Consider the following 14,447-nt stretch of genomic DNA (forward strand, 5'->3'; position numbering starts at 1 on the left):
AAAGCTGGTGCGTTCCTTCGAGATCGCGCTGCGCAAGCGGCCGGTTGATCGCGACCGGATCGAACGCGCCGTGTCGGGTATCGCCCGTCGCCTCGAAAGCTCCGGCGAGACGGAAATCCCCTCGGAAGAAATCGGCCTTCAGGTTTTGGAAGCACTGAAAAGCCTCGATGACGTCGCCTTCGTTCGTTATGCTTCGGTCTATCGCGATTTCAGCCATGCCGAGGATTTCGAGAACGTGATTGCCGAAATCAACGCCAAGATCGCGCGCGATACCGACGCTGGAGCATAGACGTGATGAGCCGTGCCGATGACGAAAGGTTCATGGCGCGGGCCATCGAGGTTTCGCTTCGCCACCAGGGCCAGACGCTGACCAACCCTTCGGTCGGCTGTGTTCTCGTCAAGGACGGACAAATCATCGCCGAGGCCGTGACCGCCATCGGCGGACGCCCCCATGCCGAACGCCAGGCGCTGGAACTGGCCGGAGAGACGGCACGCGGCGCGACCGCCTACGTGACGCTCGAACCCTGTTCACACTGGGGTAAAACCCCGCCCTGCGCCAACGCGCTGGTGGAATATGGCGTTGCCCGTGTCGTGGTCGCGGTGGACGATCCGGATGAGCGCGTCTCCGGCCGTGGTTATCAGATATTGCGTGATGCTGGTATCGTGGTGGAAACCGGTCTGCTGCGTGCCGAAGCCCAACGGGCGCTCGCCGGTTACCTCACAAGACAGGTGAAAAAACGACCGCATGTGATTCTGAAGCTTGCGGTTTCTGCTGACGGAATGATCGGCAGGCAAGGTGAGGGGCAGATTGCCATTACCGGCCCTGAGTCACGCCATGCAGTGCACCAACTTCGGGCGCGCTGCGACTGCATTCTCGTTGGTATCAGGACCGCTATCGCGGATGATCCTGAGCTGACCGTGCGCATTGCCGGTCTGGAAAACCGCTCGCCTGTGCGGATCGTGCTGGATCGGCAGTTTGAATTGCCATTGACGTCGAAACTGGTGCGGACTGCGCGGGAAGTTCCGGTGATGGTTGCCGCTTTACCCCCCTCTGCCCTGCCGGGCATCTCCCCCTCAAGGGGGGAGATCGATGGAGCGCTGCTTCGCCCTGCATCGACGGCTGGAGAGGGTGCGTCTAGGGCGCAATTCGACCGAGCGGACAGCCCCTTGCCGATCTCCCCCGTTGAGGGGGAGATGCCCGGCAGGGCAGAGGGGGGTAACCTCGACCTCCGCCGCCAACTCCTGACCAACGCCGGCGTCGAAATCCTCGAAGCCCCTACGCTCGAAAACCTCCTCCACATCCTTGCCGAAAGCGGCATGTCGGAACTTCTGGTTGAAGGCGGCGCCTTTGCCGCAAAATCATTCCTTGAAGCTGGATTGGTGGATCGTATCATGCTGTTTGAAAGCCCCGTCGTGATCGGCAAGGGCGGCATTGTAACGCCGCTCAGCCGTGCCGACATCAAGGGCGACTATGCTCTGATCAGTGAAACCGCCTACGGGCCGGATCGCTGCTTCAATTATGAAAGGCCGATTTGATGTTTACCGGAATTGTCACCGACGTCGGAACCGTTTCCGAGCTGGAAGCTCTGGCCGAAGGCGTGCGTCTGCGGGTGGCTACAAATTACGACCCCAAGACCATCGATATGGGCGCGTCCATCTCCCATGGCGGCGTCTGCCTGACGGTGACGAAGCTGCCTGATGATGGCAGCAATGAGCGCTGGTACGAGGTCGAAGCATGGGAAGAGGCCTTGCGCCTGACGACGATTGCCAGCTGGCAGAAGGGCACCCACGTCAATCTGGAGCGGGCGCTCAAGATCGGCGATGAGCTTGGCGGTCATATCGTCTCCGGCCATGTGGACGGCAAGGCGGAAATCCTGTCGGTCGAGCCGGAAGGCGAGGCGGTGCGTATCCGCCTGCGCGCGCCGGAACATCTGGCGAAATTCGTTGCCCCCAAGGGCTCCGTGGCGCTCGACGGCACATCGCTCACCGTGAACGCCGTTGATGGCACCGATTTCGACGTTCTCCTGATCCGCCACACGCTTTCCGTCACCACCTGGGGTGAGCGCCAGCCGGGCGATTTCGTCAATTTCGAGGTCGACACCATGGCGCGTTACGCCGCGCGGCTTGCGGAATTCCCCTCGGCGTAATGTGACGATGCTTTGGAGAGGAGGACGCACCGACGCCTCCTCCGTCATTCCGGCCTCGAGCCGGAATCCAGTCAGCTCAAGTCTTTGGGCTGAAAGAACTTTTCCCGCCGCGCAGACGCGCGTCGACTGATTCCGGCTCAAGGCCGGAATGACGGAAAGGGGAGTGGCCAACACCTGAAATCGCGGCCTATAGCAATTGTTCTCAAGCACCCGCTTCCGATGAAGCTGGAAACGCTTTAGGACTTTTTGGCCGTTTGAAATCGATCGCGAGCCAAACGGGGTAGGGGAAATACATCATGCCTTCCTTCGAACTGCTGACCGCCTTTTTCATAACCACCGCCCTGTTCGCCTATATCCCCGGTCCGGCCATGCTTTACGCGGCGGCGCAGACCATGGCGCGCGGCCGGTTTGCCGGGTTGATGGCAGTGCTCGGCATCCATGTCGGCTGCTATGTCCACATCTTCGCCTCTGCGGCCGGTCTCTCGGTGTTGTTTCAGGCGGTTCCGTGGCTCTATCTCGCCGTGAAGCTCTGTGGCGCGCTTTATCTCGTCTGGCTCGGCTTCTCGATGTTGCGCAGCAAGATGGAAGGCTAGGCGGTCAATCTGACCATCGAGCCGAAATCGGCACGCCGCGCCTTCATCGACAGCATCATCGTTGATGTACTCAACCCGAAGACAGCGCTGTTCTTTCTGGCTTTCCTGCCGCAATTCGTCGATCCGGCCGCCGCCTTTCCCGTCTGGCTGCAGTTCCTGATCCTTGGCATCGCCGTCAATTTCATTTTCTCCTCCGCCGATCTCGTCGGCGTGCTTCTGGCAGACGCAATGGTCGGGCGCTTGAAGCGTTCGAGAGCGGCGCAGATGCTTGTCCGCCGTGCTGCCGGAACGGTGCTGATGGGGCTCGGCGTCCATCTCGCTTTCCAGAAAACCTGATTCACGGGGAGCCGCGCCGGGAGCGCAAAACCCGGCCAAATGCCCTGCAAACGCGGCCGCTTGCGCCGCCGACACATGAAATTACTTGCCAAAAACGGCCAGCCGTGGTTTGACCGCCGCAAATGCCGGTGTGATCCGGCGTCAAGCTTTTCGGGAAAATCCCCAGGAACCCTCACATGTCCAAACCCCATCTTCTTATCGTGGAAGCACGTTTTTACGATGATATGGCCGACGCTCTTCTCGAAGGCGCGAAGTTCGCGCTTGATGAAGCCGGCGCCACCTATGACGTCATCACCGTTCCCGGCGCGCTCGAAATCCCGGCCGCCATCGCCATGGCGCTTGACGGCGCCGACAATGACGGCACCGAATATGACGGTTTTGTCGCACTCGGCATGGTCATTCGTGGTGAGACCTATCACTTCGATATCGTCGCCAACGAATCTTCCCGCGCACTGATGGATCTGGCCGTCAGCGAATCGCTGCCGATCGGCAACGGCATCCTCACCGTCGAGAACGACGAGCAGGCCTGGGCGCGCGTGCGCCGCTCCGACAAGGACAAGGGTGGTTTCGCTGCCCGTGCGGCGCTCACGATGATCGAGTTGAAGAAAAAACTGGGTGGCTGAACGCATGTCTAATGTGGAAAATGGCGGTGAACCGCGCCAGCCTTCGGTAAAGCCCGCCAATCAGCGCGGCGCAGCCCGCCTTGCGGCCGTGCAGGCGCTTTACCAGATGGATGTCGGCGGAACCGGCGTTATGGAAGTCGTCGCTGAATATGAAGCGCATCGTCTCGGCCAGGAAGTCGATGGCGATACCTATCTCAAGGCCGACCCGTCGTGGTTCCGTTCGATCGTCTCGGGCGTCGTGCGTGACCAGACGAAGATCGACCCGCTGGTGCGCTCCGCCCTTCTCGAAGACTGGCCGCTGTCGCGACTCGACGCCACCGTCCGCGCTATCCTGCGTGCAGGAACTTTCGAGATTCTCGAGCGCAAGGACGTGCCGGTCGCCGTCATTGTCACGGAATATGTTGAAATCGCCCGCGCTTTCTTCGAGCATGACGAGCCGAAGCTGGTGAATGCGGTGCTTGACCGCATTGCCAAGCAGGTGCGCGGCGAGGCAAAACGCTGAACTAAAAGCAGATGAGGAAGAGATGAGCGCCGTTTCCGTCCCCGGACTTGAAGGTCAACTGGACGAGGCGAAGCGCAACGTCTTCCTCCTCACCATGGCGCAGGCGATCATGGGATCGGCCGCGCCCATGAGCTTTTCCGTCGGCGCGCTCGCAGGGTACCAACTGCTTGGCGCCGACAAGTCGCTGGCGACCGCACCGCTTACCGGGTTTAATATCGGTGTGGCGCTTGGCGCGATCTGCGTGGCGGCCGCATCCCGTTTCCTCGGCCGCAAGGCTGGCTTCATGGTCGGCGCACTGATGTGCTCAATCGGCGGCGGAGTTGCTGCGGTCGCGCTCTTCCGGTCGGATTTCTGGCTTTTTGCCGTCGGCCTGCTGCTGATCGGCATTTCCGGCGGCTTTACGCAGAAGATCCGATTTGCCGCAGCCGACGCATCGCCGTCCTTCTACAAACCCAAGGCTATCTCCTGGATACTTGCGGGCGGTATCATCTCCGCCATTGTCGGACCGCAGCTCGCCATCTTCGGCAAGGACCTGCTGGCGCCGGTCACCTTTGCCGGCGCTTTCATGGCGCTCGTGCCATTGGGGCTCGTTTCGATCGCCATTCTGGCGTTTTTGAAGTTGCCCGATCCCAAGGCCGCCGCCCATGTTGAATCGGCAAGGCCGCTTTCTGAAATCGTCCGCACGCAGCGTTTCGTCACCGGCATGATCTGCGGCATCGGCTCTTATGCGCTGATGACCTTCATGATGACCGGCGCACCGCTTGCCATGGTGGTCGGCTGCGGTTTCCCGACCGAACTCGCCACGCTCGGCATCCAGTGGCACGTCCTTGCCATGTTCGGCCCGAGTTTCTTCACCGGGATGCTGATTTCCCGGTTCGGCGCGGAAAAGATTGTCGCTTCCGGCCTCATCGTGCTGATGGCCTGTGCCATCGTCGCCCACATGGGCATCGAATTGTGGAATTTCTGGACGGCGCTGATTCTGCTCGGGCTTGGCTGGAATTTCGGTTTCATCGGTGCGACCGCCATCATCACGTCAAGTTACCGCCCGCATGAAGCGGACAAGGTGCAGGGATTTCACGATATCGTGCTGTTCGGCACGGTTGCCCTGTCATCCTTCTCCTCCGGCAAGGTCTTCACGGCATGGGGCTGGTCGGTCATGAACCTCGTCATCTGGCCCGTTTCAGGGCTTTGCCTCCTGCTGGTGCTGTCGCTCATCTTCACGGCACGCAGAAAAGCGGCCTCAGTCGCATAGTCGGCGCTACGCCTTTCAAGTTTCAGGCAAATTTGTGGGCTTGACGCGAGACGTCGCGCCAACGCAATCTCCCGTCGAGGACATTTTTCCTTGGGAGGGGAACAAATGCCCAATAGGGGACTTCGGACAGGCCGTCCGCGTCCCGCTGCACATGGTTTCGCCACGCCGGGGTGGGAGTGAGGCCCGGCCTTTTGGGAGGTAAGTGCGCATGACCGTAATACCCATAGTCATTTTATGCGGTGTCCTGTCCGTCGTTTACGCGGTATGGGCAACCAAGAGCGTCCTCGATGCCGATCAGGGCAACGAGCGCATGCGTGAAATAGCAGGTTATATCCGTGAAGGTGCGCAAGCTTATCTCACCCGCCAATATCTCACCATCGCCATCGTCGGCCTGATCGTCGCCGTTCTGGCCTGGTATCTCCTGTCATCCATGGCCGCGATCGGTTTCATCATCGGCGCTGTCCTTTCAGGTGTTGCCGGTTTCGTCGGCATGCATGTGTCCGTCAGGGCCAATCTGCGTACGGCGCAGGCCGCGTCGCACAGCCTGTCCGCCGGACTCGACATCGCGTTCAAATCAGGCGCCATTACCGGCATGCTGGTGGCGGGCCTCGCGCTGCTCGGCGTATCCATCTATTATTTCATCCTCACCTCGGTGATGGGCCATGCGCCCGGCTCGCGGGAAGTGATCGATGCGCTGGTGTCGCTCGGATTCGGCGCGTCGCTGATCTCCATCTTCGCGCGTCTCGGCGGCGGCATCTTCACAAAGGGCGCCGATGTCGGCGGCGATCTCGTCGGCAAGGTCGAGGCGGGCATTCCTGAGGATGACCCGCGCAACCCCGCAACCATCGCCGACAATGTCGGCGACAACGTCGGTGACTGCGCCGGCATGGCGGCCGATCTTTTCGAGACCTATGCCGTTTCGGTGGTGGCCACCATGGTTCTCGCCGCGATCTTCTTTGCGGGAACGCCGATACTCGAAAGCGCAATGGTCTATCCGCTGGCGATCTGCGGCGCCTGCATCCTGACCTCGATTGCCGGCACCTTCTTCGTGAAGCTCGGCACCAACAATTCCATCATGGGCGCGCTCTACAAGGGCCTGATCGCCACCGGTATCTTTTCCGTCGCGGGTCTTGCCGTCGCCACTTATGCGACGATCGGCTGGGGGACGGTGGGCACGGTGGCCGGCACGGAAATCACCGGCACCAATCTTTTCCTGTGCGGCCTTGTCGGTCTCGTCGTGACGGCGCTGATCGTTGTCATTACCGAATATTATACCGGCACCAACAAGCGCCCGGTCAATTCCATCGCCCAGGCCTCGGTAACGGGCCACGGCACCAACGTCATCCAGGGGCTTGCCGTTTCGCTCGAATCGACCGCGTTGCCGGCCATCGTCATCGTCGGCGGCATCATCGGCACCTACCAGCTCGGTGGCCTGTTCGGCACCGGTATTGCCGTTACCGCCATGCTTGGTCTCGCCGGCATGATCGTCGCGCTCGATGCCTTCGGGCCGGTCACGGACAATGCCGGCGGCATTGCTGAAATGGCTGGTCTTGATCCAGACGTTCGCAAGGCGACAGACGCGCTGGATGCCGTCGGCAATACCACGAAAGCCGTGACCAAGGGTTATGCCATCGGGTCAGCCGGTCTCGGCGCGCTGGTTCTGTTTGCCGCCTATGCCAACGACCTTTCCTATTTCGCAGCCAACGGCGACACCTATCCCTACTTCAAGGATATAGGCGAGATTTCCTTCAGCCTCGCCAACCCTTACGTGGTTGCCGGCCTGCTGTTCGGCGGCCTCATTCCTTATCTCTTCGGCGGCATTGCCATGACGGCGGTGGGCAAGGCGGCAGGCGCCATCGTTGAGGAAGTCCGTCGCCAGTTCCGCGAAAAACCCGGCATCATGGCCGGCACGGAAAAGCCTGACTACGGCAAGGCCGTGGACCTGCTCACCAGAGCGGCGATCAGGGAAATGGTCATCCCGTCGCTTCTGCCGGTTCTGGCGCCTCTCGTCGTCTATTTCGGTGTGCTGCTGATTTCCGGTTCCAAGGCCTCGGCCTTTGCCGCACTCGGCGCATCACTGCTCGGTGTCATCATCAACGGCCTCTTCGTGGCGATTTCCATGACGTCTGGTGGTGGTGCGTGGGATAACGCCAAGAAGAGCTTCGAAGACGGTTTCGTCGACAAGGATGGCGTGCGCCACGTCAAGGGTTCGGAGGCGCACAAGGCGTCGGTGACGGGTGATACCGTTGGCGATCCCTATAAGGATACCGCGGGTCCGGCGGTCAACCCGGCCATCAAGATTACCAATATCGTGGCGCTGCTGCTGCTGGCGGTTCTCGCCCACTGAAGGCTACCGTTTCGACAAATTGAAAAGGCCCGGGGAGCGATCCCCGGGCCTTTGAATTTTCCGTTCCTGCTGAGGTCAGGGCGTATTGCCGCCCTGGCCGAGAATGCTCTTGGCGATATTGGCGCCCGAGGTGCCGCCGGAAAGCAGCTGCTGCAAGAAGGTGAGGTCCTTGCCGCCTGTCGGCGTGGTGCGCGAAATCGTGTCGAAGACCTTGCCGTCCTGCAGCGTGTAGTTGGCCTTGCGCTCGATGACGCCGTCCTTGTTGAAATAAATGGCGAGAATGTTCTGTTCGACCAGCGACGGCTTCATGAAGGCGGCGCGGCGCACACGCTTCTGCGAGATGTAATAGAACACTTCATTGCCGAAGGTCGCGGTCGTGGAGGGCGTGCCCATGGTCAGGAGAACCTGCTCACGGCTCGAGCCTTCCGGGATCAGCTGGAGCGACTGCTCGTCCATGACATAGCCGTTATGGAATACATCTGTCGTGCTGGTGCAGGCGGAAAGCAGGCTGGATGCGAGCACGATTGCGATGGCGGTCTTGCTCAGAATTTTGCCGTGACTTGCGGATTTCTGCTTGCTCAACTGCTTTTCCCCGACTGCGATCATGAATGGCACCTTCCGGCATTGCGTGGTGCACAGTGTCTGTGCACATGATTGTGTCAATCCGGGGACGGAAAATCCCGATCACCCCCCAAATTCAATGCTTTCCCGGCCTTTTGGAACTCCTCCGGTTCTCTTCGACTGTTTCAGCGCAAAGACGAACGTGACCGCGACAGCATTGCAATTCGTGGATGCTTCGGTAAACCAGCTTTGACGATCATGCAACAAGTGCGATGGGCGGTAAGCGCATTCACCCGTCCCGTTCGGAAAAAAAACGATGATATTCGGGCTGTTCAAGAAGAAAAACAACAATCGCGCCATAGTTGACAGGCAATATGCGACCTTGACGGCAGCAGCCCGCACACCCGAATTTTATCTCGATCTCGGGGTCCCCGACACTGTAATGGGCCGTTTCGAGATGCTGTCGGTCATGATGATTCTCTATTTCCGCCGCACCAAATCCTCCGGTGTCAGCGGGCAGGAGATTGCCCAGGAGATTGTCGACGCCTTCTTTCAGGACCTTGATCACTCCATCCGTGAGCTTGGCATTGGCGATCAGGGCGTGCCAAAACGCATGAAGAAATTCGCCGGCATGTTTTATGGCCGTCTCGAATCCTACGCGGCGGCGCTGGATACGTCCGACCTTGCGGCCCTTGCCGCAGCGCTCCGGCGCAATATATATCCGCAGGCAGACGAGAACGCGCCGGCGCTGGATGGGCTGGCGGGCTGGATGATGGAGGCTTCTTCCGTCCTTGCCGCCTGTTCCGAAGAAACAATCGCAACCGGAAGCCTGACGCTGCCCTTGCCTGGACGATGAGGTTCACATGAACGCGCGACACGCCGCAAATGACGACCTGCCTTTCTCCTATCCCGTGAAGGTAGGCCATATTTCCGCCAATCCCGTCAGGATTGGTCTCGAAGCCGACGCCGAGGAGCTCAAGGCGCTGGCGAAATTCTGGGACGTGGTTTCCGTCGAATATCTGAAGGCAGAGCTGCAGGTATCCCGCTGGAAGAAGGATGGCGTGAAGGTAAAAGGCGAGGTGCATGCGGCCGTGACCCAGTCCTGCGTCGTGACGCTGGAGCCGGTGTCGAGCAAGATCGACGAGACTGTCGAGCAGATTTTCGTGCCGGAAGGTTCGAAACTGGCGCGGATGGTCACGAACGAAGAAGGCGAAATCGTGCTCGATCCCGATGGTCCCGACATTCCCGATCAGTTCACCGGCGACAGCATCGATGTCGGCGCTGTCGTTGCCGAATTCGCCGCCCTTGCCATCGATCCCTATCCGCGCAAACCGGATGCGGCGTTCCCCGAAACGGCCGAAAAAGAACCTGAAGAAGAGAAGCGGCCATCGCCCTTTGCCGTGCTGAAAGATTGGAAAAAAGACTGAATGGCCCAGCCGGGCTGAAATAATTTTATTGTAACGAAGGCCGGAAAAGGTATTTTCGCGCAAAATCCGCTTGATTGGCGGCAAGTAAGGATAAGGGACGAGTGATCAGAATTGCAATTGACGTCATGGGCGGCGATTTCGGCCCAGATGTTGCCATCCCGGGTGCCGCCAAGGCGCTCGAACGGCACAACGATGTAACTTTTCTGCTCTACGGGCAGAAGAGCAAATGCGACCCCATTCTGGCACAATATCCCGCACTTCGGGAAAAGTCGGTCTTTCACGATTGTGAAGTCTCTGTCAGCATGGACGAGAAGCCCAGCCAGGCGCTGCGCCGCGGCCGCTACGTCTCCAGCATGTGGCGCGCCATTGAGGCCGTGAAACTCGGCGAGGCTGACGTCGCCGTTTCCGCCGGCAATACCGGTGCGCTGATGGCCATGGCGAAATTCTGTCTGCGCACCATGGCGCGGGTGGAACGCCCGGCAATCGCCGGTATCTGGCCGACACTGAAGGGCGAAAGCATCGTGCTCGACATAGGCGCGACGATCGGCGCCGACTCCCAGCAGCTTCTGGATTTCGCCCTCATGGGCGGCGCCATGGCGCGCGCGCTCTTCGATATCGACCGTCCGACGGTCGGCCTGCTCAATGTCGGCGTCGAGGAGGTGAAGGGTCAGGAAGAGGTTCGCGAGGCCGGACGGCTGATCCGCGAGGCAGATCTCGGCACCATCGATTATCGCGGTTTCGTCGAAGGTGACGATATCGGCAAGGGCACGGTTGATGTCGTGGTGACCGAAGGTTTCACCGGCAATATCGCGCTGAAAGCGGCCGAAGGCACCGCCCGCCAGATCAGCACGTTGCTGCGTGAGGCGATCTCCCGCAGCTTCTTCGCCAAGATCGGTTATGTTCTCGCAAAGAGCGCCTTCGACGTGCTGCGTGAAAAGATGGATCCGCGCAAGGTCAATGGCGGCGTGTTTCTCGGCCTGAACGGCATTGTCATCAAGAGCCATGGCGGTACGGATGCCATCGGTTTTGCTTCCGCCGTCGATGTCGGCTACGACATGGTTCATAACGGCCTGACGGCCAAAATAGAAAACGATCTCAAGATTTACCACGCAAGACGGCTTCCGCCCCCGGCGCCCGAAGCACTCGTGGCTGACGAGGAATAACGGAATGATCCGCTCTATAGTTCGTGGTTTCGGGGCAGCGCTGCCGAAGCGTGTGATGACCAACAGTGAAATCGAAGGCGTCGTGGAGACGTCAGACGAATGGATCGTGCAGCGAACCGGCATCAAGCAGCGCTATATCGCCGGCGAAGGTGAAACCACCGCGTCTCTCGGCGAAGCGGCGGCGCGTGCGGCTCTCGACAATGCCGGTCTGACGCCCGACGATATCGATCTCATCATCCTCGCCACCTCGACGCCGGATAACACCTTCCCCGCGACGGCAGTGAACATCCAGAACCGCCTCGGCATGACCCACGGCTTCGCCTTCGACATGCAGGCTGTCTGCTCGGGCTTTGTCTATGCCGTTTCGACCGCCGACCTCTATATTCGCGGCGGCATGGCCAAGCGCGTTCTTGTGATCGGCTCCGAGACCTTTTCGCGCATTCTTGACTGGAAGGACCGCACCACCTGCGTTCTCTTCGGCGATGGCGCCGGCGCGCTTGTTCTGGAAGCTGGGGAAGGCGAGGGTACCTCTGCCGATCGCGGTATCCTGACGGCGCAGCTGCGTTCCGACGGTTCGCACAAGGAAAAGCTCTATGTCGATGGCGGGCCCTCAACAACGGGCACGGTCGGTCATCTGCGCATGGAAGGCCGCGAAGTGTTCAAACACGCCGTCGGCATGATCACCGACGTGATTGAACAGGCATTCGAAGCCACGGGCACCACGGCAGACGATCTGGACTGGCTCGTTCCGCATCAGGCCAACAAGCGTATCATCGACGGATCGGCGAAAAAGCTCAACATCGACCCGGAAAAGGTCGTCATTACCGTCGATCAGCATGGCAATACCTCCGCGGCCTCCATTCCGCTGGCGCTTGCCGTTGCCGCAGGCGATGGCCGCATCAAGAAGGGCGATCTTGTCATGCTGGAGGCCATGGGCGGCGGTTTCACCTGGGGTGCGGTGTTGCTGCGCTGGTAAAGGCGCGATTTCAGCGTTTGCCGGGGCGGTGAAGCGAAATCCGCTGTGATTTTCGCGCTCACGCCCCGATAAGCGCGTCTTGACGGCTCGGCCTGTGTCAAAACCGTATCAGTTGCTCTAAGCCCTTGCAGCGATTGCCGAAAGCCGCAAATGAATCTGGAACAGTCCCTTGACCGGCCGCCACAAGGGAAATAATCTCGGCGTCTCCTAGAGAAGAATTCAGACACGGTTTGTGGGGAAAAATGGCCGGGAAGACAGTGACACGCGCAGATCTTGCAGAATCTGTGTTTCGTAAAGTCGGGCTGTCCCGCACCGAATCCGCTGAGCTGGTCGAAACGATTATCGACGAAATATGCAATGCGATCACCCGCGGTGAAGTCGTCAAGCTCTCCTCTTTCGCGACGTTTCAGATCAGGGAAAAGAACGAGCGCATTGGCCGCAACCCGAAGACGGGGGAGGAAGTTCCGATTTCCCCACGTCGCGTCATGACCTTCAAGGCTTCGAATGTATTGAAGCAGCGCATTCTGAAAGCGCATACCGCTCGTAAAGCCAAGCAGAAGGGCCAGAAGTCCGGTACGTAAGCCGGCGCGCGAAGCAGCGCCGTGGCGCGGTTTTGCGCCTCCGTAAGCCCTTTTTCCCATTCTTCCTGTGAACATGCTTGAATTTCAACGCGCAAGCCGTTGAAATCCGGTCGACTCACATCATAATCAATTTTAGTGATTTGTATCCTGCCGCTACCGGTGTTGGCACGAAGGTCGGACCTGACCTTGCGTGATATGCGGGCCGGCGGGTGAAAAGCGTTCTCGTTCAGTGTCCGGCCGGATGCATGGCGCTCCGGTTCGGATGGGAGTGGAAATTTGGATAAAAGCCCCGACGCGTTTCGGACGATCAGTGAAGTGGCGGATGAGCTGAACCTGCCGCAGCATGTGCTGCGTTTCTGGGAAACGCGCTTTCCGCAGATCAAGCCGATGAAACGGGGCGGGGGCCGCCGTTATTACCGCCCTGATGACATCGACCTGCTGAAAGGCATACGTCATCTTCTTTATGACCATGGCTACACTATCAAGGGCGTGCAGAAGCTGCTGAAAGCTAATGGCAACCGCTTCGTGGCTGCCATTGCCTCCGGTGATCTCGCGACCATGGAAGCCATCATGGCGGCGAGCGGCGAAAAGGAAGTCAACGAGCCGCGGGTTATCGATACCGATGGCGATGAGGTCGTCGGCCGTCCGAAGGCGAAGCCAAGCGGCCGGTTTTTCGGTTTTGGCGGTGGCGGCAGCGACGCTGAAATATCGGTGGGCAAGTCCGGCATTGGCAAGGATGACCAGGCGCTTTTGCAGGAGGCCCTGTTTGATCTGCTAGAATGCAAGCGCCTGCTGGACCAGGTTCGCTAAACCTTTTCCACAGCTGTTTCGGGACGCCAACCTTTCAGAAACCCCTTTGGCCGATAATGCGGCTCCGTAAAAAGGAGTCCGACCGTGAGCAACCGAAAATCGACAGCGCGACGCCGCACGGCGAAGAAATCGAGTGGCGGTAGCGTTTGGCCCTGGGTGCTGATGCTGGGTGTGGTTGCCGGCGGCATTCAGGCCTACGAACATCGCGATAGTCTTTTGCCGCAGCGGGCTGTTGCGAAGGCGACGTCTTCGGCAGCCAACGCTCCTAAAGTCACGACGGCGGCCAAGCGCGAGGCGGTTACCTCCGAGAAAGTCGCGGCCATTCGCCCTGCTGCCCCCGTCCTGCCCGGCAACGCACCGGTTCCGCCACGCCCTATCGCCATGCCACCCACGGCCTCTCAGAACAAGGTCGCAGCTATACTGCCGGAAACCCGCCCGTCAGTCGAAAAGGTCTCGCTCGGCGAAAAAAGCGGAACTTTTGCCTTTTGCGGCCGCTCCGGCCTCAACAATTGTGTGGCCGATGGCAACACCTTCTGGATGAAGGGCGTCAAAATGCAGCTCGCCGGCATCGAGGTTCCGCAGATCGACCGGGCGCGCTGCATGGAAGAACGCCAGCGCGGTTTCATTGCGAAAGTCAGGCTTCGCGAAATGCTGAACGCCGGCGCCTTCGATGTCGCATCTACCGGTGCTGCGGGCGGGCAAGCTACGGAACGGACACGCCTTTCGCGCTCAGGCGTCTCCTTCGCCGATCAACTCGTGCGCGAAGGTCTGGCCCATCCGCTCTCGGGAAAAAATCAGTCCTGGTGTGGCTGAGGCCCCGTTGACCGAAACGGCCCGGACTGTGTAGATGAGGCGCGGTCGTGTTTAAGGTCGGCCTTTGCGCCGGCCACCTGAACGATGACAGCATTTTTGCAGCGACTTGACCCCAAACGGTTCATGGCGCCGCAATGCGGACGTGGCGAAATCGGTAGACGCAGCAGACTTAAAATCTGCCGACCATTGGTCTTGCGGGTTCAAGTCCCGCCGTCCGCACCATAACCCCGATTAAATTTTCTTTTTTGCTTCCCTGCGGTTTCCCGGCGTCTGGGAGGATTTTATGCCGAATTTTCCAGGTTTTCGGCATGGTTGG

At 59.8% G+C, this 14,447-nt stretch carries 15 protein-coding genes, 1 tRNA gene and 1 pseudogene; 16 read left to right on the forward strand and 1 reads right to left on the reverse strand.

The genetic code is table 11. From position 1 onward, the window contains the following. The 8 genes and pseudogenes from DOU54_RS28025 to DOU54_RS12720 all read left to right on the forward strand — a co-directional run. Positions 1-289, forward strand: a 289-nt coding sequence (locus tag DOU54_RS28025; RefSeq protein ID WP_286079897.1) for an ATP cone domain-containing protein, incomplete at its 5' end; no start/stop codon positions are given. Between the two features lie 2 nt (positions 290-291). Further along, on the forward strand, positions 292-1,536 hold the full coding sequence (gene ribD, locus DOU54_RS12690; protein WP_113382578.1) for a bifunctional diaminohydroxyphosphoribosylaminopyrimidine deaminase/5-amino-6-(5-phosphoribosylamino)uracil reductase RibD: 1,245 nt from the start codon (positions 292-294) through the stop codon (positions 1,534-1,536). Continuing rightward, the gene (locus tag DOU54_RS12695) at positions 1,536-2,147 is read left to right on the forward strand and encodes a riboflavin synthase (protein WP_113382577.1); all 612 of its coding nucleotides are present in this window, start codon (positions 1,536-1,538) and stop codon (positions 2,145-2,147) included. The genes ribD and DOU54_RS12695 overlap by 1 nt, the downstream gene beginning before the upstream one ends. 296 nt (positions 2,148-2,443) lie before the next feature. After that, positions 2,444-3,076: pseudogene (locus DOU54_RS12700) on the forward strand (LysE family translocator). 176 nt (positions 3,077-3,252) lie between these two features. Further along, positions 3,253-3,699 carry a 6,7-dimethyl-8-ribityllumazine synthase gene (gene ribH, locus DOU54_RS12705; RefSeq protein ID WP_004441178.1) on the forward strand — a complete coding sequence of 149 codons (447 nt, stop codon included), beginning with the start codon at positions 3,253-3,255 and terminating at the stop codon, positions 3,697-3,699. Between the two features lie 4 nt (positions 3,700-3,703). Continuing rightward, positions 3,704-4,201: a transcription antitermination factor NusB gene (gene nusB, locus DOU54_RS12710; protein ID WP_004441180.1), complete on the forward strand. Its 498-nt coding sequence runs from the start codon at positions 3,704-3,706 to the stop codon at positions 4,199-4,201. A 22-nt stretch (positions 4,202-4,223) separates the two neighbouring features. Next, on the forward strand, positions 4,224-5,453 hold the full coding sequence (locus tag DOU54_RS12715) for an MFS transporter (RefSeq protein WP_045534237.1): 1,230 nt from the start codon (positions 4,224-4,226) through the stop codon (positions 5,451-5,453). A gap of 208 nt (positions 5,454-5,661) precedes the next feature. Then, a complete protein-coding gene (locus DOU54_RS12720) occupies positions 5,662-7,800 on the forward strand; it encodes a sodium-translocating pyrophosphatase (protein WP_112555048.1) in 2,139 nt (712 codons plus the stop codon). A gap of 75 nt (positions 7,801-7,875) precedes the next feature. Here DOU54_RS12720 and DOU54_RS12725 read toward each other — a convergent pair whose 3' ends face one another. Then, complete coding sequence (locus DOU54_RS12725; RefSeq protein WP_004441184.1) at positions 7,876-8,406, reverse strand: outer membrane protein assembly factor BamE; 531 nt, start codon at positions 8,404-8,406, stop codon at positions 7,876-7,878. Positions 8,407-8,677: 271 nt separating this feature from the next. Between DOU54_RS12725 and DOU54_RS12730 the strand changes: the two genes are divergently transcribed. The 8 genes from DOU54_RS12730 (at position 8,678) to DOU54_RS12765 (ending at position 14,353) form a co-directional block, all read left to right on the forward strand. Continuing rightward, positions 8,678-9,217, forward strand: a complete 540-nt coding sequence (locus DOU54_RS12730; RefSeq protein WP_107327110.1) for a ubiquinol-cytochrome C chaperone family protein — start codon at positions 8,678-8,680, stop codon at positions 9,215-9,217. 7 nt (positions 9,218-9,224) lie between these two features. After that, entirely contained in the window at positions 9,225-9,788 is a 564-nt protein-coding gene (locus tag DOU54_RS12735) for a YceD family protein (protein WP_006697939.1), read from the forward strand. Positions 9,789-9,889: 101 nt separating this feature from the next. Continuing rightward, entirely contained in the window at positions 9,890-10,951 is a 1,062-nt protein-coding gene (gene plsX / locus DOU54_RS12740; protein ID WP_004441191.1) for a phosphate acyltransferase PlsX, read from the forward strand. A 4-nt stretch (positions 10,952-10,955) separates the two neighbouring features. Next, positions 10,956-11,927 (forward strand): beta-ketoacyl-ACP synthase III, encoded by a 972-nt coding sequence (locus DOU54_RS12745; protein WP_006697941.1) that lies wholly within the window; start codon positions 10,956-10,958, stop codon positions 11,925-11,927. A 242-nt stretch (positions 11,928-12,169) separates the two neighbouring features. Beyond that, positions 12,170-12,508, forward strand: coding sequence for an integration host factor subunit alpha (locus DOU54_RS12750; protein WP_006697942.1), 339 nt, complete (start codon positions 12,170-12,172; stop codon positions 12,506-12,508). A gap of 276 nt (positions 12,509-12,784) precedes the next feature. Further along, complete coding sequence (locus DOU54_RS12755) at positions 12,785-13,318, forward strand: MerR family transcriptional regulator (RefSeq protein WP_004441196.1); 534 nt, start codon at positions 12,785-12,787, stop codon at positions 13,316-13,318. Positions 13,319-13,402: 84 nt separating this feature from the next. After that, positions 13,403-14,131, forward strand: a complete 729-nt coding sequence (locus DOU54_RS12760) for a thermonuclease family protein (protein ID WP_112765717.1) — start codon at positions 13,403-13,405, stop codon at positions 14,129-14,131. 136 nt (positions 14,132-14,267) lie between these two features. After that, positions 14,268-14,353: transfer RNA gene (locus tag DOU54_RS12765), tRNA-Leu, on the forward strand. Positions 14,354-14,447 lie beyond the last annotated feature (94 nt).

Origin of the sequence: Agrobacterium sp. MS2, from assembly GCF_003261015.1 — a bacterium.
GTDB lineage: Bacteria > Pseudomonadota > Alphaproteobacteria > Rhizobiales > Rhizobiaceae > Agrobacterium > Agrobacterium pusense.